At 70.4% G+C, this 20,844-nt stretch carries 14 protein-coding genes and 6 pseudogenes; 6 read left to right on the top strand and 14 right to left on the bottom strand.

From position 1 onward, the window contains the following. Positions 1-10: 10 nt before the first annotated feature. The 14 genes and pseudogenes from lpxL to ACSJDS_RS18040 all read right to left on the bottom strand — a co-directional run bounded on the left by lpxL (position 11) and on the right by ACSJDS_RS18040 (position 13,447). Complete coding sequence (lpxL, locus tag ACSJDS_RS17975; protein WP_473034429.1) at positions 11-925, bottom strand: LpxL/LpxP family Kdo(2)-lipid IV(A) lauroyl/palmitoleoyl acyltransferase; 915 nt, start codon at positions 923-925, stop codon at positions 11-13. Positions 926-1,752: 827 nt separating this feature from the next. Then, positions 1,753-2,863 (bottom strand): annotated as a pseudogene (gene alr / locus ACSJDS_RS17980) (alanine racemase). 180 nt (positions 2,864-3,043) lie between these two features. Then, positions 3,044-4,489, bottom strand: a complete 1,446-nt coding sequence (locus ACSJDS_RS17985; protein WP_473034430.1) for a TolC family outer membrane protein — start codon at positions 4,487-4,489, stop codon at positions 3,044-3,046. A gap of 306 nt (positions 4,490-4,795) precedes the next feature. Beyond that, entirely contained in the window at positions 4,796-5,791 is a 996-nt protein-coding gene (rpoS, locus tag ACSJDS_RS17990; RefSeq protein ID WP_473035068.1) for an RNA polymerase sigma factor RpoS, read from the bottom strand. Between the two features lie 147 nt (positions 5,792-5,938). Beyond that, positions 5,939-6,247, bottom strand: a complete 309-nt coding sequence (locus tag ACSJDS_RS17995) for a peptidoglycan DD-metalloendopeptidase family protein (RefSeq protein WP_473035069.1) — start codon at positions 6,245-6,247, stop codon at positions 5,939-5,941. Further along, positions 6,157-6,978 carry a LysM peptidoglycan-binding domain-containing protein gene (locus ACSJDS_RS18000; RefSeq protein WP_473035114.1) on the bottom strand — a complete coding sequence of 274 codons (822 nt, stop codon included), beginning with the start codon at positions 6,976-6,978 and terminating at the stop codon, positions 6,157-6,159. The genes ACSJDS_RS17995 and ACSJDS_RS18000 overlap by 91 nt, the downstream gene beginning before the upstream one ends. Continuing rightward, a pseudogene (locus ACSJDS_RS18005) lies at positions 6,971-7,929 on the bottom strand (DUF368 domain-containing protein). Before ACSJDS_RS18005 ends, ACSJDS_RS18000 begins: the two are co-directional and overlap by 8 nt. 35 nt (positions 7,930-7,964) lie before the next feature. Further along, on the bottom strand, positions 7,965-8,645 hold the full coding sequence (locus tag ACSJDS_RS18010; RefSeq protein ID WP_473034431.1) for a protein-L-isoaspartate(D-aspartate) O-methyltransferase: 681 nt from the start codon (positions 8,643-8,645) through the stop codon (positions 7,965-7,967). Then, complete coding sequence (gene surE, locus ACSJDS_RS18015; protein WP_473034432.1) at positions 8,632-9,378, bottom strand: 5'/3'-nucleotidase SurE; 747 nt, start codon at positions 9,376-9,378, stop codon at positions 8,632-8,634. Before surE ends, ACSJDS_RS18010 begins: the two co-directional genes overlap by 14 nt. Before the next feature lie 10 nt (positions 9,379-9,388). Then, positions 9,389-10,480, bottom strand: coding sequence for a tRNA pseudouridine(13) synthase TruD (truD, locus tag ACSJDS_RS18020; protein ID WP_473034433.1), 1,092 nt, complete (start codon positions 10,478-10,480; stop codon positions 9,389-9,391). Beyond that, positions 10,473-10,973, bottom strand: a complete 501-nt coding sequence (gene ispF / locus ACSJDS_RS18025) for a 2-C-methyl-D-erythritol 2,4-cyclodiphosphate synthase (RefSeq protein ID WP_473034435.1) — start codon at positions 10,971-10,973, stop codon at positions 10,473-10,475. Before ispF ends, truD begins: the two co-directional genes overlap by 8 nt. A gap of 1 nt (position 10,974) precedes the next feature. Next, positions 10,975-11,723 (bottom strand): annotated as a pseudogene (gene ispD, locus ACSJDS_RS18030) (2-C-methyl-D-erythritol 4-phosphate cytidylyltransferase). A gap of 84 nt (positions 11,724-11,807) precedes the next feature. After that, positions 11,808-12,062, bottom strand: a pseudogene (ftsB, locus tag ACSJDS_RS18035) (cell division protein FtsB); the annotation flags it as partial. Positions 12,063-12,301: 239 nt separating this feature from the next. Then, positions 12,302-13,447, bottom strand: coding sequence for a GNAT family N-acetyltransferase (locus tag ACSJDS_RS18040; protein WP_473034436.1), 1,146 nt, complete (start codon positions 13,445-13,447; stop codon positions 12,302-12,304). A gap of 1,034 nt (positions 13,448-14,481) precedes the next feature. Between ACSJDS_RS18040 and ACSJDS_RS18045 the strand changes: the two genes are divergently transcribed. From ACSJDS_RS18045 to ACSJDS_RS18070, 6 genes and pseudogenes are all read left to right on the top strand, one after another. Further along, positions 14,482-15,474, top strand: coding sequence for an aldehyde dehydrogenase family protein (locus ACSJDS_RS18045; protein ID WP_473034437.1), 993 nt, complete (start codon positions 14,482-14,484; stop codon positions 15,472-15,474). Then, positions 15,471-15,821: an aldehyde dehydrogenase family protein gene (locus ACSJDS_RS18050; protein WP_473034438.1), complete on the top strand. Its 351-nt coding sequence runs from the start codon at positions 15,471-15,473 to the stop codon at positions 15,819-15,821. Before ACSJDS_RS18045 ends, ACSJDS_RS18050 begins: the two co-directional genes overlap by 4 nt. Before the next feature lie 173 nt (positions 15,822-15,994). Then, a pseudogene (gene edd / locus ACSJDS_RS18055) lies at positions 15,995-17,880 on the top strand (phosphogluconate dehydratase). Positions 17,881-17,929: 49 nt separating this feature from the next. Then, positions 17,930-18,897, top strand: a pseudogene (gene glk, locus ACSJDS_RS18060) (glucokinase). Beyond that, positions 18,897-19,847: a D-hexose-6-phosphate mutarotase gene (locus ACSJDS_RS18065; RefSeq protein ID WP_473035070.1), complete on the top strand. Its 951-nt coding sequence runs from the start codon at positions 18,897-18,899 to the stop codon at positions 19,845-19,847. Before glk ends, ACSJDS_RS18065 begins: the two are co-directional and overlap by 1 nt. Beyond that, positions 19,844-20,833 carry a carbohydrate kinase family protein gene (locus ACSJDS_RS18070; RefSeq protein ID WP_473034439.1) on the top strand — a complete coding sequence of 330 codons (990 nt, stop codon included), beginning with the start codon at positions 19,844-19,846 and terminating at the stop codon, positions 20,831-20,833. The genes ACSJDS_RS18065 and ACSJDS_RS18070 overlap by 4 nt, the downstream gene beginning before the upstream one ends. Positions 20,834-20,844 lie beyond the last annotated feature (11 nt).

Consider the following 20,844-nt stretch of genomic DNA (forward strand, 5'->3'; position numbering starts at 1 on the left):
AAGCGCCGCTTCAGTAGAAACCGGGATCGCCCTCGGGCCGGGTCTTGAAGCGGCGATGCAGCCACATGTACTGCTCGGGGTGTTTGCGGATGGCCGTTTCGACATAGGCGTTGACCCGGGCGGCGTCGGCCACCTCGTCGCCGCTGGGGAAGTCCTCGAAGGGCGGATGGCACTCGATGGTATAGGTGCGGTTGTCCGGGTTGCGGTGAAACATCAGCGGCACCACCGGCGCCCCGGTCATGCGGGCAATCTTGGCGGTGAGGCGAATCGAGGCGGTCGGGATGCCGAAGAAGGGGGCGAAGACGCTGACCTCGCGGCCGTAGTCCTGATCCGGCGCGTACCAGACGATATGCCCCTCCTTGATGCGGCGCACCACGCCGCGCAGGTCGTGGCGGTCGATGGCCTGGCCGAAGATATGCGAGCGCGCCCGGGTCATGAAGCGGTCGAACAGCGGGTTGTTGTGGGGGCGGTAGACCACGTCGGAGGGGAAGTAGAGCGAGTGCAGCGCTCCGCCCAGGTCCAGGGTGGAGAAGTGGATGCCCACCACCAGCACCCCCTTGCCCCGGGCATGAGCCTCGGCGAGATGGTGCTGGCCCTTGTAGGTGACCCGATGGCGCAGGTGCTCGGGGTCGCGGCACCAGCCGGTGGCGGTCTCCAGAATGCCGATGCCGTTGGCGATAAAGGTCTCCTTGACCAGTCTCGCCCGCTGCGCCTCGTCGAGTTCCGGAAAGCACAGCCGCAGGTTGGTATCGGTGATATGCCGCCGCCGCCGGGCGACGCACCAGGCGAACAGCCCGATGCCGCGCCCCACGGCCAGCTTGAGCCGCCACGGCAGCCAGGCGCCGACCCGCATGCAGCCGATGGCGAACCAGGCGGGCCAGTAGCGGGGGTGGGCGAAGGAGGCGGGCCAGTTGCGCTTGGGCATGCGAGTTCCCTTCGGTCAAAAGGCGCATCATACCGCGATGCCCGGCCTTGCTGAAGGCAGGGGGCCGCGGCGGCCTCCGCCGGGGCGCCTGGCGGCGCCAGTCGCGACGCAAAGCGGCGCTCCTACAGACGAAACTTTCTAATGTAGGAGCAGCTTTAGCTAGCGACTGGAGGCGAAGCCTCCCGACGGTGTTGCCTGCGCTGGCGACCAATGCCAACGCCGGCACCTCCGCCAGGGCGCCTGGCGGCGCCAGTCGCGACGCAGAGAGGCGCTCCTACAACCGGAACTTTCTAATGTAGGAGCAGCTTTAGCTAGCGACTGGAGGCGAAGCCTCCCGACGGTGTTGCCTGCGCTGGCGACCAATGCCAACGCCGGCACCTCCGCCAGGGCGCCTGGCGGCGCCAGTCGCGACGCAAAGCGGCGCTCCTACAGCCGGAACTTTCTAATGTAGGAGAAGCTTCAGCTCGCGACTGGAGGCGAAGCCTCCCGGCGGTGTTGCCTGCGCTGGCGATCAATGCCAACGCCGGTGCCTCCGCCAGGGCGCCTGGCGGCGCCAGTCGTGACGCAGAGAGGCGCTCCTAAAGCCGAAACTTTCTAATGTAGGAGAAGCTTTAGCTAGCGGCTGGAGGCGAAGCCTCCCGGCGGTGTTGCCTGCGCTGGCGATCAATGCCGACGCCGGTGCCTCCGCCGGGGCGCCTGGCGGCGCCAGTCGCGACGCAGAGCGGCGCTCCTACAGCCGAAACTTTCTAATGTAGGAGCAGCTTCAGCTCGCGACTGGAGGCGTCAGCCTCCCGGCGGCGTTGGCGAGGCTGGCGATAACTACCCCGTTAAGGAGAGTAGCGCCGGGGCACGCGGGGCAGGATTCCGGTGAGCAGCGTATAGCTGATGGTGTCGCAGTGGCGGGCGACCTCATCCACGCTGAGCACCTCGCCGCTGGCCGCCCGCCCCCACAGCACCACTTCGCTGCCGATCTCGGCCTCGGGGATCTCGGTGAGGTCCACGGTGAGCATGTCCATGGAGACCTTGCCGGCGATGGCGGTGCGTCGCCCGGCCACCAGCACCGGGGTGCCGTCCACGGCGTGGCGGTCGTAGCCATCGCCGTAGCCTGCCGCCACCACGCCGATGCGTGAGCGGCGGGGAGCGCGCCAACGCCCCGCGTAGCCCACCGGCTCGCCCGCCTCCAGCTCGCGCACGGCGATGATCTCCGAGCGCAGCGTCATCACCGGCTGCAGCCGGCGGCTGGCCTCGCTGGCCACTTCCAGGGGGTCGCTGCCGTAGAGCATCACCCGGGACGCACCCAGGCGCCGTGGGCGTCGGGCCAGGCCAGGGTGGCCGGGGAGTTGGCCAGGCACAACGGCGCCCCCAGCCGTTCGCCGAGGGCCTGCATGCGCGCCAGCTGGCGGCGAAAGTAGTCCGCCTCCACGGCGTCGGCGGTGGCGAAGTGGCTCATCAGCTGAAGGTCGGTGGCGCAGTCGGGGGCGGCGGCCAGACGCTGCCAGACACCGACCGCCACCTCGGGGGAGAAGCCCAGCCGGTGCATGCCGGAGTCGACCTTGAGCCACACCGGGATCGGCCGCGCCGGGCGGTAGGCCAGCAGGGCCTCGACCTGCCAGTCGCTGTGCACCGCCATCCACAGCCCCAGCGCCTCGACCCGGGCCAGCTCGGCGGCCTCGAAGATGCCCTCCAGCAGCACGATGGGCGTGCGCACGCCCCCTTCGCGCAGGGTTTCGGCCTCCTCCAGGCAGGCCACGGCGAAGGCCGGGGGCACGCTTCGGGGGGCTGGGCCTCCAGGGCCCGGGCGCAGGCCAGCGCGCCGTGGCCGTAGCCGTCAGCCTTGATCACCGCCACGGCGCGGCTGTGCGGCGCCAGGCCACGCGCCAGGCGGTAGTTGTGACGCAGGGCGTCAAGGTCGATATCGGCAACCAGCGGCCGAGCCATGGCGTCCTCCTGAAGGCATGGGGTCGGGGTCGAGACACGGCGGTGCAGCACGGCTTCACGCCAATGTGTAAAGAGCCGAAATTATCGACAAGACAGAAGCCAATATCACGAAGAAAACCACCGTATATTCGATGGTTTTCAGCGTGAATTATTGAATATGCGCTGCCATGCAGGCGTTTATCAGGATGGCGCCCTGGGGCGTTCGCCGATGTTCATCACCGGGTCGTCGTTGCCCACGTCGGGCAGCTCCAGGGAGACGGCCCCTTCGGGGGTCAGCCAGTCGTTGACCGCACGAACCGCCTCGGGCCCCAGCAGGCCGGCCTGCTGCTGCAGCTGCAGCAGCCCGAGCACGTAGTCGTAGCGCGCCTCGGCGTGATCGGCAATGGCATTGAAGAGATTGCGCTCGGCGTTGAGCACGTCGACGATATTGCGCGTCCCCACCTCGTAGCCGGAGCGGGTCGCCTCCAGGGCGCTCTGGTTGGAGACGATCGCCTGGCGGCGCGCCTCGACCGTTTCCACGTCGTTGCTGACCCGGGTGAACAGCGAGCGCACCTGCTGGATGGTGTCGCGACGCTGGGCCTCGAAATCGTACTGACTGACCTCCAGGGCGAAGCCGCTCTGGCGAATCTGCGCCTGGGTCGAGCCGCCGGTATAGAGCGGCAGGCTGGCGCGTAGCCCGACCTGGCTCTCGGAGCGCTCGGAGGGGCCGCTGCGATCGCTCTCGGACCAGTTGTAGCTGGCGAAGGCGGAGAGCACCGGCTGCTGGCCGGCGCGGGAGATGTCCAGCTGGCTGCGCGCCACCTCAATGCCGGCCTCGGCCATCTGCAGCATGGGGCTGTTGTCCAGCGCGAGCGTTACCCAGTCGTCGCGATCGACCGGGGTCGGCGCCTCGATGGGAATCTCTTCGGCCAGGGCGTCGATGCTCTCGTAGCGCTGGCCGGTGAGCCGCTCCAGGGCCTCGAAGCTGACCTGCATGGCGCTTTCCGCGGCGATGCGCTGGGCGCGGGCCAGGTCAAAGGAGGCCTGGGCCTCGTGCACGTCGGTGATGGCGATCAGCCCTACCTCGAAGCGCTCCCGGGCCTGCTCCAGCTGACGCTCGATGGCCGTCTCCTGGGAGCGGCGCGCGGCGAGGATGTCGTGGGCGCGCAGGATCTCGAAGTAGGCCTCGGCCACCTCGAACAGCAGCGCCTGCTCGGCCACGTTCAGCGACAGGGTCTCGCGCTCAATCTCGCGCTCGGCCTGCGCCAGCTGGGCGCGCCGGGTGGGGTCGTAGAGCGCCTGCTCGGCCTCCAGGCTAAGGCCGATGCTGGTGACGTTGTCGTCGCTGTCGACCGTCGCGCCGGGCTGACCGCTCGGTGCGGCCGTGGCCTGGCTGCTGTAGAGGCGCGAGTGGGCGAGATTGCCGCCGGCCGAGACCTGGGGCAGCAGCGAGCCGCGCTGGACGTCGCGGGCCGCCTCGGTGGCCTGGAAGCCGGCGCGGGCGGCGGCCAGATCGGCATCGTTGTCCAGGGCGTCGCGGGTGATGGTCCAGAGGTCGGTGGCCTGGACGCTGCCGGCCATCGCCAGGGTGGCGAGCCCAACCAGCCAGCGCCGGCGGTGAGAGGGGTGAGAGCTGAAGCGTGGCATGTTCGACAATTCCCTGTAGCGGCAAGCGGATGCCTGAGTGGCCTCAGGCGGATGCCTGACGCCTGATGGCCCCCTAATTTTTGGTTCATCGCAGACTGGCGTGAACTTGCCCTGTGGGAGGGAGCTTCAGCTCGCGAAGTAGCGCGCAGCGCTACCATGGGCGCCTGCGGCGCCTTCGCCCGGCAGAGCCGGCCTCCCACCATAAAACCTGCCAAACATGTTCACGATAAAGTGCGAAGAACCTAATTCTAGGCCCGGCGGCGTGCAACAAGCGTGCAAGCTCGGCGCCAGCGCCGCCATTCCCTCCTACTCGAAGATGGCGTCCAGCGAGAGCCCCTGCTTCTCCAGCACGCGGCGCAGCTTCTTGAGCGCCTCGACCTGGATCTGACGGACCCGCTCGCGGGTCAGGCCGATCTCGTCGCCGACCTCTTCGAGGGTGGCAGCCTCATGGCCACGCAGGCCGAAGCGGCGCACCACCACTTCCATCTGTTTCTCGGTGAGCTCGGCGAGCCAGTCGTCGACGTGCTGCTTGACGTCGACGTCGACCAGCGACGACTCGGGGCCCTGCTCGTTGTCGTCGGCCAGGGTCTCGATCAGCGGCTTGTCGCTCTCGCCGCCCACCGGGTAGTCCACCGAGGAGACCCGCTCGTTGAGCCCCATCATCTTCTTGACGGTTTCCACCGGCTTGTCGAGGTAGTCGGCGATCTCCTCGGCGGAGGCCTCGTGATCGAGCTTCTGGGTCAGCTCGCGGGCCGCCCGCAGGTAGATGTTGAGCTCCTTGACCACGTGGATGGGCAGACGAATGGTGCGCGTCTGGTTCATCAGCGCCCGTTCGATGGTCTGACGAATCCACCAGGTGGCGTAGGTGGAGAAGCGGAAGCCGCGCTCGGGGTCGAACTTCTCCACCGCGCGAATCAGCCCCAGGTTGCCCTCCTCGATCAGATCGAGCAGGGTCAGCCCGCGGTTGAGATAGCGCCGGGCGATCTTGACCACCAGGCGAAGGTTGGACTCGATCATCCGCGCGCGACCGGCGGGGTCGCCCTGCTGCGCCAGGCGGCCGTAATGAACCTCCTCTTCGGGCGTCAGCAGCGGCGAGAAGCCGATCTCGTTGAGATAGATCTGGGTGGCGTCCAGGCTATGGTGGTAGTGGCGATCCTCGCGGCTCAGTGCCTTCTCGAAGGCGTCCTCGTCGCGAACCGCGCTCTCCTCGTCTTCGTCCTCAACCGCCGCATCACGATCGAGGCCATCGTCGGTCTCGGTGGCATCGTCGAGACTCACGTCCTGAAGGTTCCGTTCAAGCATACTCATCGGTGGCTACCCCATGGTTGCGTCCTGGATACCGGCATGGCCTCGACATCGGTGGCAACGCCGGCTGTTGTTATTGTGTCGCTCGCGTCCGCCGCCGAGACTACCCGGAAGGGCCGAAGCCGCGGCGAACGCTCCGGCAGCCTATCGTTCCGGAAGATAGTTCAGGGGATCCTGAGGCTGGCCATCCCGGCGCACCTCGAAGTGCAGCCTGACGTCTTCAGCATCGCTGTCGCCCATGGTGGCGATGACCTCGCCGGCCTCGACCACGTCGTTCTCGGTGACGCTGAGGCTGTCGTTATGGGCGTAGGCGCTCAGGTACTGGTCGTTGTGCTTGAGCAGGATCAGGTTGCCGTAGCCCCTCACCCCGCTGCCGGCATAGACCACGATCCCCGGCCCGGCTGCCCTGACAGGTTGCCCCTTTTGCCCGGCGATATCAATGCCGGCGGTGATGCTTCCGCCCTCGCCGAAACGCCCAACGATGTCGCCGTCCGCCGGCCACTGCCACTCGACCTCGGCCACCGGCGTGTAGCTGCGGTCGCTGCGATCCGGCTGCCGCTCCGGGGCCCCGGCCACCTCGGTGCCCACCTCCGGCTGGGGTTCGGCTGCCGGCTCGGGTTCCGGCTCGGGTTCCGGCTCGGGCTCGGGCTGCGGTTCAGGCTGGGGCTCGGGGTCGGGCTCCGGCTGGGGGATGCGGCGGCCAGCTGTTCGGCGCCCTCCACGGCCACCTGGCTGGGCCCCGAGTCGTCCGGGGTCAGCGGCTCGGCGGTAAGGCGCCGGCTGCGCTCGATGGCGGCATCGTCGGGCTGCAGCCAGTCGGTGTCGGCCGAGTCGGCCGGTGCCTCGCCCAGCGGCGTGGCGGTGGCTACCTGCCGGTCGCGGCCGCTCGCCTCCGCCGGGCGGGATGAGGGCGCGCCGGCCTCCCGGCTCAGGCGCAGCTGCTGGCCCGGGTGGATGCGGTAGGGCGGGCTGATCTGGTTGAGCTGGGCCAGATCGCGGTAGTCCATGTCGTGGCGCCAGGCGATGCCGTAGAGGGTGTCGCCGGCCTCGACGGTGTAGTGGCTGTCGGGCGCGCGTTCGCGGCTGGCGGAGAGGTCCCGGACCTGCGGCGCGGAACGCTCCTCCTGGGCCGCACAGCCGGCCATCGCCAGCGCGATGGCGGAAACCAGAAACACCTTACGCATGGGGACCATCCTCCTTGTCGGGTGTCATTCGAGAGCCGGGCGAGGGGGACGGCGCCGCCGCAGCGGTCGGCCTGCTCCCCTGGTAGTGGCTCAGGGTCAGGACCAACGCGGCCCCGACCAGCATGGCGGTCAGCACCGGCAGCAGCAGACCGGACTGGTCGGTCAGAACCGCATAGTCTGACGGCAGCAGGTAGCGGTAGTCGAGAGGGATCATCTGGCCCTCCGGCCCCAGCTGATAGCGCACCAGTTCGCGCCATGGCCAGAGTACCGGCAGCGAGCCGAGAATGAAGCCGAGCAGCAGCTGCAGGGTGGCGGTATGGAAGCGGCGCAGCAGCCAGGAGAGCAGCCGCGAAAAGCCGGCCAGACCGATCGCGCAGCCCACCGCGAAGATCGCCAGCAGCTCCAGGTTGAACTCGCGAATGGCGTTCATCACGGGGCCGTAGAGCCCCATGGTCAGCAGCAGGAAGCTGCCGGAAACCCCCGGCAGCAGCATGGCGCTGATGGCGATGGCGCCGCCCACGACAAGCATCAGCGAGGGGCTGCCCATCAGGGTGATCAGCGGCATCAGCGAGGGCAGCCAGTGGGCCAGCAGCAGCCCCCCACCAGCGGCAGCACGTGCCACAGTTTCCAGTCGTCGAGGTGGCGGCTAACCACCAGGGCCGAGGCTGCCACCAAGCCGAAGAAGAAGCCGTTGAGCAGCAGCGGATGGTCGTCCATCAGCCACACCACCAGGTGGGCCACGCTGATCAGGCTGGCGAGGATGCCGACCAGCAGCGGGATCAGGAAGGTCAGGTTGAGGTGGGCGGCAAGCTGCGCCAGGCCGCCGCGACGCCAGGCGGTGAAAGCGCTGGGACCAAACTGCTTGATGGTGTGGATGAGCTCCTCGTAGATGCCGGTGACGAAGGCGATGGTGCCGCCGGACACACCGGGCACCGCATCGGCGGCGCCCATGCCCGCGCCCTTGAGGAACACGCTAAAATGTGGCTTCAACGAATGACTCCTTGCAGCAGCGGCACGAAGCGAACCTTCTCCAGCCGCTGGACTTCATGTTGGTCGCCCTGGCGACGCACCCGGGTCAGCCACTGCTCCCCGTCGGCGTCCGCCAGCGGCAGAATCATCACCCCGCCCTCGGCGAGCTGACACAAAAGCGCCTCGGGCAGCTCGCCAGCGCAGGCGGTGAGCAGAATGACCTCGAACGGCGCCGCCTCCGGCCAGCCGTGACCGCCGTCGGCCAGGCGCAGCTGCGCCTGGGACGCTCCCAGCAGGCGCAGCCGCGACGCGGCCCGATGGTGCAGGGCATTGATTCGCTCCAGGGAGTAGAGTTCCGGCACCAGCCGCGCCAGGATCAACGTCTGGTAGCCCGAACCGGTGCCGATCTCCAGCACCCGCCGGGGGGATTCGCGCAGCACCAGCTCGGTCATGCGCGCCACCATCCACGGCTGGGAGAGGGTCTGGCCGTGGCCGATGGGCAGCGAGGTGTCCTCGTAGGCGCGGTGCGCGAGCGCCTCGTCGAGAAACAGGTGGCGCGGCTCGGCGGCCATGACGCTGAGCACCCGGGCATCCTCGATGCCCTGGCGGGCCAGCCGAGCCGCCATGCGGTCGCGCGTGCGCTGCGATGTCATGCCGACCCCGCGCAACAGGTCGGGCAAGGTATCAGGTGAGTGCATCCAGCCAGCCCTTTACATCCTCGATGGCGCCGCGCCGGGTCAGATCGGTCTGCAGCGGCGTGATCGATACATAGCCCGCCTCGACGGCGGCGAAGTCGGTATCCGGCCCATCATCGGCGTTGAGACCCACCGCCGCAATCCAGTAGCGGCGCCGGCCGCGCGGGTCACGCACCTCCATGGGGCGCTCGGCGGGCCCGCGGTAGCCCAGCCGGGTGACGCGAAAGCCCTGGATTTCGTCCCAGGGAAGATCCGGCACGTTGACGTTGAGCAGGCTGCGCGGCGGCAGCGAGAGCTGATCGGCCGCGCCCACCAGGCTCGCCGCCACGCGCCCGGCGGTGTCGAAGTGGCGCGTCCCGGTCAGCGACATGGCGATCGCCGGCATGCCCAGGTTGCGCCCCTCCATGGCCGCCGCCACGGTACCGGAGTAGAGCACGTCGTCGCCCAGGTTGCCGCCGTGGTTGATTCCCGAGATCACCAGGTCGGGCTTCTCGTCCCAGACGCCGTTGACGCCCAGGTAGACGCAGTCGGCCGGCGTGCCGTCGACGCAGTAGAAGCCGCTGTCCAGCGCGGTCAGCGAGAGCGGCCGGGAGAGCGTCAGCGAGTTGCTGGCGCCGCTGCGGTCGCGATCCGGCGCCACCACGCGCAGCCTGGCATGGGGGGTCAAGGCATCGAACAGGGCGCGCAGGCCCGGCGCATGCACGCCGTCATCGTTGGATAGCAGCAGTCGGCGCATGGAGGTCTCCTCACGAGGCCGGCGACGCCGGCTCGAAGTTCAGGGTCGGGTGATCGATCAGCTCGCGCAGCACCGCCGTGGCGAAGCCGCCGCGGGGCAGATGGAAATCGAGCCGCAGGCCCTCGGCCTCGCGGCTGAGCCGGGGCTCGGCCAGGCGCAGGCGCAGGGCGCGGCGGGCCAGGCGCACGCCGGCACGCTCCAGCCCCTCGCACAGCGCCGGATGGCGCGCACGCAGGGCCTGCTCGTGGCTCGCCGCCGCCCCGTCGGCCAGGGAGTCGCCGCTGCCCCACAGGACGCCACTGGGATGCAGGTCGAGCCGCTCGGCGCGCTCGACCAGCGCCGCGTCGACGTCTTCGACGACGAACTGGCTGGCGGTGCCGTCGAGGATGGCCACCTCGCCGGGCACCAGGGCGTTCCAGCTGCCGTCGTCCAGCCGCCTGGCCAGCAGCTCGTTGAACAGGTAGCTGCGGGCGGCGGAGAGCAGCATGCCCTGGCGGTCGTCGCGCTTGCGCCAGCCCCGCGCCAGCACGGCACGGGCGCGGGCCAGGTTGCGCCCCTGGGGGCCGAAGCGCTGGGGCCCGAAGGCGTTGGGCACGCCGTGGGCGCACAGCCAGGCCCAGCGCGCCTCCAGCCGGGGGTCGTCCAGGGCCGCGCCGCGAATCACCAGTGAGAAGCGATTGGCGCGATGCACGCCGCGCTTGAGCTTGCGCGGGTGGCGGGCGCTTTCCAGCAGGGTCACGCCGCCCTCGGCCAGCGCCTCGGCCAGGCCGGCGGGCGCTTCGCGCCCCGGCAGCTGCACCGAGAGCCACTGGCGGGTCACGGCGATGCGATCCTTCATGCCGGAGTAGCCCACCGCCCGGGGCGAGACCTCGCACAGCCGGGCCAACAGGCGCACCGCCTCCAGGGTGGTGAGCTCGCGCTTCTCGATCCACAGCCAGAGGTGCTCGCCCTGCCCTTCCGGGGCGAAGTCGAGGCACTCCTCGACCACGAAGTCCTCGGCACAGGCGCGGTACTCGCCCGGCCAGGGGGCGCCGAAGGCGGCGTCCAGCGCGCGAGGCCAGGCCGGTGGCCAGGCGATGTCGTCCCTTGATGCCTCAGTCACCGTCGGGCCCCTCGGCGGCGCCAGCGGTCAGCAGCACCACCGCCTCGGCGGCGATGCCCTCGCCGCGGCCGGTGAAGCCCAGCCGCTCGCTGGTGGTGGCCTTGACGTTGACCGCGCCGGGCGCAACGTCGAGCTCCTCGGCGATGGTGGCCGCCATGGCGTCGATATGGGGGGCCAGCTTGGGCGCCTGGGCGATCACCGTGGCGTCCAGGTTGCCGACCCGGTAGCCGGCCTCCCTGACCAGGGCCATCACCTGGCGCAGCAGGACGCGGCTATCGGCGCCGGCCCAGGCCGGGTCGGTGTCGGGGAAGTGGCGGCCGATATCGCCCAGCGCACAGGCGCCGAGCAGGGCGTCGCAGACTGCATGCAGCAGTACGTCGCCGTCGGAGTGGGCGACGAAGCCGCGCGCGAAGGGAATGGCGACGCCGCCGATCATCAGGTGGTCGCCGTCGCCGAAGCGGTGCACGTCGAAACCGTGGCCGATTCGCAGCATGTCAGGGCCTCTGCCGGCCGGGCCGCGTTGCGCCGCGGCCCGGGTGGGTGGTGGGGTCGGCGCACTGGGCAACCAGGATCTGCTCGGCCAGCGCCAGGTCTTCGGGATGGGTGATCTTGAGGTTGTCGCGGCGCCCGGCTACCAGCCGCGGCGCCAGTCCCAGCGATTCCACCGCCGAGGCCTCGTCGGTCACCGAGACCCCGGCCTCGGCCGCCGCCGCCAGGGCACGGCGCAGCAGCCCGAAGCGAAACCCCTGGGGGGTCAGGGCGTGCCACAGCCCGGCCCGGGCTCGGTGGCCGCGACCCGCCCGGCGCCGTCGTCGCGCTTCATGGTATCGGCCACCGGTGCGGCCAGCAGGCCGCCCGCGGGGTCGCCGCGAAGCGCCTCGCAGAGCCGCTCGAGATCGGCAGGGGTAACGCAGGGGCGGGCCACGTCGTGGACCAGCACCAGGTCGTCCTGGGCCGCCTCGCCGGCGATAGCGGCCAGGGCATTGGCCACCGAGTCGACCCGCTCGGCCCCGCCGGCCACCCGCCGCCAGTCGGCGAAGGGCACCCAGGCGGGGTCGAAGTGGGCATCGTCCGGATCCAGGCAGAGGCAGAGCCGCGCCTCGGGCAGGGCCGCATGCAGCCGTGCCAGGGTGTGGGCCATCACCGGACGGCCGGCCAGGGGCAGGTACTGCTTGGGCCGTGCCGCGCCCATACGCCGCCCCTGGCCCGCGGCGGGGACCACCAGCCACAGCGACTCACTCATGGCCGCCCCCTCCGCGGCGGGCGACGCGGCGGTGCGCTCCCCCGCAAACCCGCTGGCCTCGAGCACCGCGCCGGGCACCCAGTAGAAATGCTCGTCGGTGCGCACCATGCCGATATCGCTGCGCGCCCGCTCCTCGATGGCGTCGAGCCCGGTCTTGAGGTCCACCACCTCGGCGGCCAGCCGGGCATTGCGGTCGCGCAGGGGCTTGTTCGCCTCGTCCAGTGCCGCCACCCGCTCACGAATCTGACGCAGCTCCTGAACGCCGCCGTCGCCGAACCACAGCCGGTACTGCAGCAGGGCCAGCAGCAACAGCAGGGCGATGGCGAGCCACTTGAGCATCGGGTCCTTCCTCGCAGTTTGAAACGGCCGACATTATGCCACCTTCCTTTGGCTCACGTCTTGAACCCGGAGGCCTAGGCGATCACGCATAAGAATCACTCTCCACACTTGCGGCTTATTGTCGTGGGAGGCCGGTTTACCGGGCGAAGCAGTGCGGCGCACTGCCAGAGTAGGGCGCCTGTCGGCGCCTTCGTCGAAGTGTCGAACCGACGGCAGAGCCGCCCTCCCACTCTGCCAGTTCATGCCTTGAACGGCAGGGCGCGCTCGGCGGCGCGACAGTAGGCCCGCACATGACGGCGCTCCTCTGCGCAGAAGCGCGCCACCGCCGCGTTCAGCCCCGGGTCGGCGATATGGTGCAGCGAGGTGAGCAGCCGCGGCGCAAAGCCGCGGGCGAGCTTGTGCTCGCCCTGGGTGCCGGGGTCGAAGCGGGTCAGCCCCCGCGCCAGGCAATGCTCGATGCCCTGGTAGTAGCAGGCCTCGAAGTGCAGGCTGTCGGCGATCACCTCGCTGCCCCAGTAGCGCCCGTAGAGGGTGTGCGCCCCCTGCAGACAGAGGGCGGCGGCCACCGGCCGGCCTTCGAGACGCGCCTGGACCAGCACCAGGCGCTCCGGCATCGCGGCGCGCAGGCGACGGAAGAAGTCGAGATTGAGATAGCCGTGGCGACCGCGTTCCAGGTAGGTGATCTCGTAGCAGCGGAAGAAGTGCGCGATGGCCGCGGCGTCGATCGCCTCGCCTTCCAGGCGGTGCAGACTGAGGCCTTGCTCGTCGACGAGGCGCCGCTCGCGGCGGATCGCCTTGCGCCGCTTCGAGGTCATGGCGGAAAGAAAGCCGTCGAAGTCGCCGTAGCCGGCATCGCGCCACTGGAACTGCACCCCATGGCGAGCCAGCAGCGCGGGGCGGGCCGCCTGCCAGGCGGCGACCTCTTCCTCCTCGGCGAACAGCAGGTGCCAGCTGGAGAGCTCGCCGCCGATCCCGTCGCCCTCCCAGGCCGCGGCCAGCGCCTCGCGGGCCTCGAAGGGATCGACGTCCTCGGCCAGCGCCAGGCGCGGCCCCGGCACCGGCGTAAAGGGAATCGCCGAGAGGCCCTTGGGGTAGTAGCGCCCGCCGGCCCGCTCCCAGGCGTCGGCCCAGGCCCAGTCGAAGACATACTCCCCGTAGGAGTGGTGCTTGTGGTAGTGGGGCAGTATCCCGACCAGCGCCTGGCCGCGCCACAGCGTCAGGTGGCGCGGCACCCAGCCGGTAGCCGGCCCCACCGCCCCGCTGGCCTCCAGGGCGTGGAGGAACTCGTGGCGCAGAAAGGGATGGTCGTCGCCCACCAGGGCGTTCCAGGCCGCAGCCGGTACCGCCTCGATGGCGGGCAACTCCTTGAGTACCAGTTCGGGCATGGGGTCTCCTGGCATGGTCACTCATGGCACGCCGGCTCATCTGTGTGAGAGGCCGGTTCACCGGGCGAAGGCGCCGCAGGCGCCCCGGCATCCTCCGGCAGCGCTGCGCGCTGCTTCGCGAGCTGAAGCTCCCTCCCACAAGGCCCATTCACGGTGGGAGGCCGGTTCACCGGGCGAAGGCGCCGAAGGCGCCCCGGTATCCTCCGGCAGCGCTGCGCGCTGCTTCGCGAGCTGAAGCTCCCTCCCACAGCGGCCAAAGCGCGCTCATCTGTGGGAGGCCGGTTCACCGGGCGAAGGCGCCACAGGCGCCCCGGTATCCTCTGGCAGCGCTGCGCGCTGCTTCGCGAGCTGAAGCTCCCTCCCACAAGGCCCATTCACGGTAGGAGGCCGGCTCTGCCGGGCGAAGGCGCCGCAGGCGCCCCGGTATCCTCCGGCAGCGCTGCGCGCTGCTTCGCGAGCTGAAGCTCCCTCCCACAAGGCCCATTCACGGTAGGAGGCCGGCTCTGCCGGGCGAAGGCGCCGCAGGCGCCCCGGTATCCTCTGGCAGCGCTGCGCGCTGCTTCGCGAGCTGAAGTCGAGACGTCGAACCGTCCCTCCCACAAGGCCCATTCACGGTAGGAGGCCGGCTCTGCCGGGCGAAGGCGCCGCAGGCGCCCCGGTATCCTCCGGCAGCGCTGCGCGCTGCTTCGCGAGCTGAAGTCGAGACGTCGAACCGTCCCTCCCACAAGGCCCATTCACGGTAGGAGGCCGGCTCTGCCGGGCGAAGGCGCCGCAGGCGCCCCGGTATCCTCCGGCAGCGCTGCGCGCTGCTTCGCGAGCTGAAGCTCCCTCCCACAAGGCCCATTCACGGTGGGAGGCCGGTTCACCGGGCGAAGGCGCCGCAGGCGCCCCGGCACCCTCCGGCAGCGCTGCGCGCTGCTTCGCGAGCTGAAGCTCCCTCCCACAGCGGTACGGCTGACAATCCGCTGGCTGAAGGCCTACATTGTGCCCAGTACCCGAGCCCCCTTCTATCCCTTATCGACTTGGAGAGGCGCATGACCGATGCACGCGCGCTGCAGGCGCGGTTCGACGCCCAGCGCCAGGCCTTCGCGGCCGAGCCCTACCCCAGCCTGGCCAGGCGCCGCGACCGCCTGGCAAGGCTGGCGGCCCTGTCCCGCCGTCACGGCGACGAGATCGTTCGCGCCATCGCCGCCGACTACGGGCACCGCGCCGAGGCCGAGACGCGGCTCGCCGAGATCGCCACGGTGGGACTGGCGGCACGCCACGCCCGGCGCCACCTGCGCCGCTGGATGCGCTCGCGGCGCGCCGCGGTCCCCTGGCGCCTGCTGCCCGGCCGGGCGCGCATTCACCGCCAGCCGCTGGGTGTGGTGGGCATCATGGCGCCGTCCAACTACCCCTGGAACCTGACCTGGCTGCCGGCGGTGGATGCCCTGGCTGCCGGCAACCGGGTGCTAATCAAGCCCAGCGAGCACACCCCGGTCACCAGCGCGCTCATGGCGCGCCTCGCCGAGCAGTATTTCGCCCCCGACGAGCTCACCGTGATCACCGGCGGCGTGGAGACGGCCCAGGCCTTCGCCGCCCTTCCCTTCGACCACCTGCTGTTCACCGGCAGCCCGCGGGTGGGTCGCGAGGTGGCCCGCGCCGCTGCGGCCAACCTCACCCCGATCACCCTGGAGCTCGGCGGCAAGACGCCGGTGATCATCGGCCCCGACGCCGACCTGGCCAAGGCCGCCGAGCGCGTCGCCTTCGGCAAGTGGCTCAACGCCGGCCAGACCTGCATCGCCCCGGACTACGTGCTGATCGAGACCTCACGGCTCGACGCCTTTATCGAGGCGCTGCGCGAGACGCTGCGCGACTTCTACCCCAAAGGCTGTGCCAGCCGGGACTACAGCGCCGTGCTAGGCGCGTCTCAGCGACAGCGGCTGGAGAGCATGCTGGCCGAGGCTCGGGACCACGGCTGCCGGGTGATCGCGCTCGGCGAGCGGGTGGCAGTGGAAGACGGCGCCGAGCTGCCCCCACCCTGGTGATCGACCCCCACCACGGCCTGACCCTGATGCGCGAGGAGATCTTCGGCCCTTGGCTACCGGTGATCGGTATCGCCGACTTCGACGCCGCCCTGGCCCAGGTCAACGCCGGCCCGCGGCCCCTGGCGCTCTACGCCTTCACCGATGACGCCGCCCGGCGCCGGCAGCTGCTGGAGCAAACCCACTCCGGTGGCGTGGTGTTCAACGACACCCTATGGCACAACGCCGTGCCGGCGCTGCCCTTTGGCGGCGTGGGAGAGAGCGGCATGGGGCCTACCATGGAGAGACAGGCTTTCGGCGCTTCAGCCACACGCGCGGCGTCTTCCTGCAGTCGCGGCACAGCCGCGTGAGCTGGCTCAATCCGCCCTACAAGCGCTGGCTGCTACGCCTGGTGGGTCGATGAGCCGCCAACCCAAGGTAATAAAACTACATAAAGGCCCATAAATGGCGTACCATGGCGGAAACTGCGCGCATTATTTTGGTAAACTTACCATAAACCGAATCTCGACCCGCGAGGTGCCCCATGACTAGCCCATCACCCGCCCTCCATCCCACCGTCGCCGACGTCACCCGCCGGATCCGCGAGCGCTCCACCGAGCGCCGCGCCCTCTACGAGAGCCGCATGGCCGACCAGCACAAGCGCGGCGTGCATCGCGGCGAGCTCTCCTGCGGCAACCTGGCCCACGGCTTCGCCGCCTGCGGCGCCGAAGACAAAAACTCGCTGAAGCTGATGAACTCGGCCAACCTGGGCATCATCTCCTCCTACAACGACATGCTCTCGGCCCATCAGCCGCTGGAGGTCTTTCCCGAGACCATCAAGGCCGCCGCCCGGGCCATGGGCTCCACCGCCCAGTTCGCCGGCGGCGTGCCGGCGATGTGCGACGGCGTCACCCAGGGCCAGCCGGGCATGGAGCTGTCGCTGTTCTCCCGCGATGTGATCGCCATGGCCACCGCCGTGGGGCTCTCCCACAACATGTTCGATGCCGCCCTCTATCTCGGCGTGTGCGACAAGATCGTGCCGGGGCTGTTCATCGCCGCGGCGCGCTTCGGCCACCTGCCGGCGATGTTCGTACCCGCCGGCCCCATGGAGAGCGGCCTGCCCAACAAGGAGAAGGCGCGCATCCGCCAGCTCTACGCCGAGGGCAAGGCGAGCCGCGAGGACCTGCTGGAGGCGGAGTCGGCCTCCTACCACAGCCCCGGCACCTGCACCTTCTACGGCACCGCCAACTCCAACCAGCTGATGATGGAGATGATGGGCCTGCACCTGCCGGGCACCTCCTTCGTCAACCCCGGCACCGAGCTGCGCGAGGCGCTGACCCGCTTCGCCACCGAACAGGCGGTCCGTAACACCGAGCCGGGCGGCAAGTATCGGCCGTTCTACAAGCAGATCGACGAGCGCGCCATCGTCAACGCCATCGTCGGCCTGCTGGCCTCCGGCGGCTCCACCAACCACACCCTGCACCTGGTGGCGATGGCCGCCGCGGCGGGCATCACCATCGACTGGAACGACTTCACCGAGCTCTCGGCGGTCACGCCGAGTCTGATGCAGGTCTATCCCAACGGTCAGGCCGACATCAACCACTTCCAGGCCGCCGGCGGCATGAGCCTGGTGTTCCGTGAGCTGATGGGCGCCGGGCTGATTCATACCGATATCCCCACGGTGTTCGGCACCGACCTGACCGCCTACACCCGCGAGCCCTTCCTCGAGGACGGCAAGCTGACCTGGCGCGAGGGACCCACCGAGAGCCTCGACCGCGACGTGCTGGCCTCGGTGGCCGAGCCGTTTGCCGCCACCGGCGGACTCACCGTGCTCGACGGCAACCTGGGACGCGGGGTGATCAAAATCTCGGCGGTGGCTCCGGAGCACCGCCTGGTCGAGGCACCGATCAAGATCTTCGAGGACCAGAACGAGCTCAAGGCCGCCTTCGAGGCCGGCGAGCTGGACCGCGACGTGATTGCCGTGGTGCGCTTCCAGGGCCCCAAGGCCAACGGCATGCCGGAGCTGCACAAGCTGACCCCCTACCTCGGCGTGCTGCAGGATCGCGGCTTCAAGGTGGCGCTGGTCACCGACGGGCGCATGTCCGGGGCCTCGGGCAAGGTGCCGGCGGCCATCCATATCAGCCCCGAGGCGCTGGACGGCGGCCCCTGGCCAGGCTCAGGGACGGCGATGTCGTGCGCCTCGACGCCGACCGCGGCACCCTGGAGGTCAAGCTCTCGCCCCAGGCGCTGGCCGACCGCGAGCTGCGCATGGGCGACCTGGACCACTATCATGTCGGCCTGGGCCGCGAGCTGTTCGGCGGCTTCCGCCACCTGGCCATGCGCGGCGAGCAGGGCGCGGGCGTCTTCGGCGGCTTCGAGGCCGACGACCTCGCCCGCCAGGAGAGCCAGATCCACGAAGACGACGCCTGAGCTACGGCCATAGCGAGAAGCACCGGGGAGAGAAAAGGACATATTGACGATGACACGACCCGCGTTGATCGGTGATATCGGTGGCACCAATGCCCGCTTCGCCCTGGTGACACCCGGCAACTTCGCCCCCCAGCAGGTGCAGAGCCTGCCCTGCGCCGACTACCCGGGGCCGGTGGAAGCGGCCCGGGACTACCTGGCGCGGGCCGGGCTGACGGGCAACGATGCCCCGCGCGAGGCCTGCCTGGCCTTCGCCTGCCCGATCCGCGGCGACCGGGTGAGCATGACCAACAACCCCTGGGCCTTCTCCCGGGGCGAGGTCCAGCAAACGCTGGGGCTCGAGCGTTTCAAGGTGATCAACGACTTCACCGCCCAGGCGCTCGGCGTGCCGCACCTCCGCGATGAGGACCTGGTCGAGGTCCGCCCCGGCGAGGCGCAGCCCGATGCCCCCGCCTGGTGATCGGCCCCGGCACCGGCCTGGGCGTGGCCGGGCTGATCCCTGGCCGACGCGCCTGGATCCCGCTGACCACCGAGGGCGGCCACGTCACCTTCGCCCCCACCGACGAGCGCGAGCAGAACCTCTTGCGCCACTTCCGCAACCGCTACGGCCGGGTCAGCGTGGAGCGCATCCTCTGCGGCCAGGGGCTTCACGACCTCTACCTGGCCCACTGCTCGCTGAAGGGGGCCCCGCCCCGCTACGCCGATCCCGCCGAGGTCACCCGGGCGGCCGACGAGGGGGACGGCGTGGCGCGTGATACCCTGTTGCGCTTCTTGAAGATTCTCGGCGACGTCTGCGGCGACGCGGCACTCACCCTGGGGGCTCGCGGCGGGGTCTATCTGTGCGGCGGCATCCTGCCGCGGCTGCGCGACTGGCTGCCGCAGAGCCGCTTCGAGGCGGCCTTCACCGCCAAGGGGCGCATGAACGCCTACACCGCCGCCATCCCGGTGCGGCTGGTGACCTCCCCCTGGCCGGGCCTTCTGGGCGCCGCCGAGGCCCTGCACAATGAAGAGGTGACATGATGATTCCGCACGCCCTACGCACCCTGCTCGACGAAACCCGCGGCCAGCGGCGCACCCAGTGGGAGGGCCGCGAGGTTTGGCTGGCCAACGAGCCCTGGGGCGAGCTGGCGGTGTCGCTCCAGGGCGCCCAGGTCCTGCACTTTCTTCCGGCCGGCGATCCGGCGGCCGGCGATCCGGCGGCGCCCGACCCCGCACCATCCACCGCCGAGCCCCCGGAGGGCATGGTCGCCGGCGGCTGGCTATGGGTCACGCCCACGCCCCAGGCGCTGCCCGGGGCGATCCGTGGCGGAATCCCGCTGTGCTGGCCCTGGTTCGCCGACGACCACTACGCCGACGAGACGCCGGACCGCTCAGGCCCCTTCCACGGCCCGGCGCGCAAGGCCGAGTGGCGCCTCGATGCGGTGGACGAGCACGAGGAGGGGGTGGAGCTGCACCTCTCGCCGGAGACACGCCTGCACAGCCAGCTCTCGCCCCGCGCGGTGATCCAGGCCAACGCCCGGCGCCTGCACGTCGAGCTGATCACCGAGCACGTGGGCGAGACCCCCGAGAAGCTCAGCGGCGCCCTGCACAGCTACCTGGCGGTGGCCGACAGCTTCGCCTGCCGGGTGGAGGGGCTGGCCGGCGCCCGCTACCTGGACAAGCTGGCCGGTTTCGCCGAGCGCGACCAGCAGGGCGAGCTCGCCGTGCGCGGCGGGCTCGACCGCATCTATCACAGCAACGCCGAGCTGACGCTGGACGACGGCGCGCGCCGCCTGCGCATCGCCCGCCAGGGCAGCGACTCGGCGGTGGTCTGGCACCCGGACGAGGCCCTGCCCCCGGACACCCCGGCCGAGGCCGGCCGTCACTTCCTGTGTGTCGAATCGGCCAACACCCGCCTCGACCCAGTGTGGCTGGTACCCGGTGCCCAGCACCTGCTGGGCACCACCCTGAGCCTGGAGACGCCGTCATGATTCCCCTGATCAGCTTCGGCGAAGCCCTGGTGGACATGCTCTCCAGCCGCCTCGGCGAGTCGGCCGGCGACGCCCCCGAGACCTTTACCCCCTATGCCGGCGGCGCCCCCGCCAACGTGGCCGTGGCCTGCGCGCGGCTGGGCGTGCCCAGCCGCTTTCTGGGCATGCTCGGCGAGGACTACTTCGGGGACTTCCTGGCCCGGGAGCTGGCCACCCACGGCGTCGACACCAGCGGCGTGGTGCGCACCCGGCAGGCGCGCACGGCGCTGGCCTTCGTCTCCCGGGACACCGACGGCGAGCGCACGTTCGACTTCTACCGCCCGCCGGCCGCCGACCTGCTCTACCGGCTCGAACACCTGCCCGCCGGGATCTTCGCCGAGCCGGCAATCGTCCATTTCTGCACCAACAGCCTCACCGAGCCGGCCATCGCCGAGACCACCCTGGCCATGGCCGAGATGGCACGCCGCGCCGGCTGCCTGGTCAGCGTCGACGCCAACCTGCGCCACAACCTCTGGGAAGGCGGGGAAGCCGATATCGCCCTGGTGACCCGGCTGCTGGACGAGGCCGACTTGCTCAAGCTCTCCACCGACGAGCTCGACTACCTGCGCGCCGACCACCCGGCAGACGCCTGGCTGGCCGAGCGCCTGGCCGCCGGGATCAAGGCCGCCGGGATCAAGGCCGCCGTGATCACCGACGGGGGCGGCGAGGTGGTGCTCAAGGGGGTGGACATCGAGCAGCGGGTGGCCCCGCCCCGGGTCCAGGCGGTGGACACCACCGCCGGCGGCGACGCCTTTATCGGCGGCCTGCTGGCCGAGCTCGCCGCGCACCTCGGCGAGGTGGGGATCGACGGCGACTGGCACCGCGACACGGCCTTTCTCGCCCGCGCTGTGGAGACCGCCTGCCGCTGCGGCGCCCATGCCGTGACCCGCCCCGGCGCCTACGCCGCCCTGCCCACTCGCGAGGACCTGGCGAAGCTCAAGGAGTAGGCTCCCGCCGC

Source organism: Halomonas sp. SL18_1 (genome assembly GCF_055755715.1).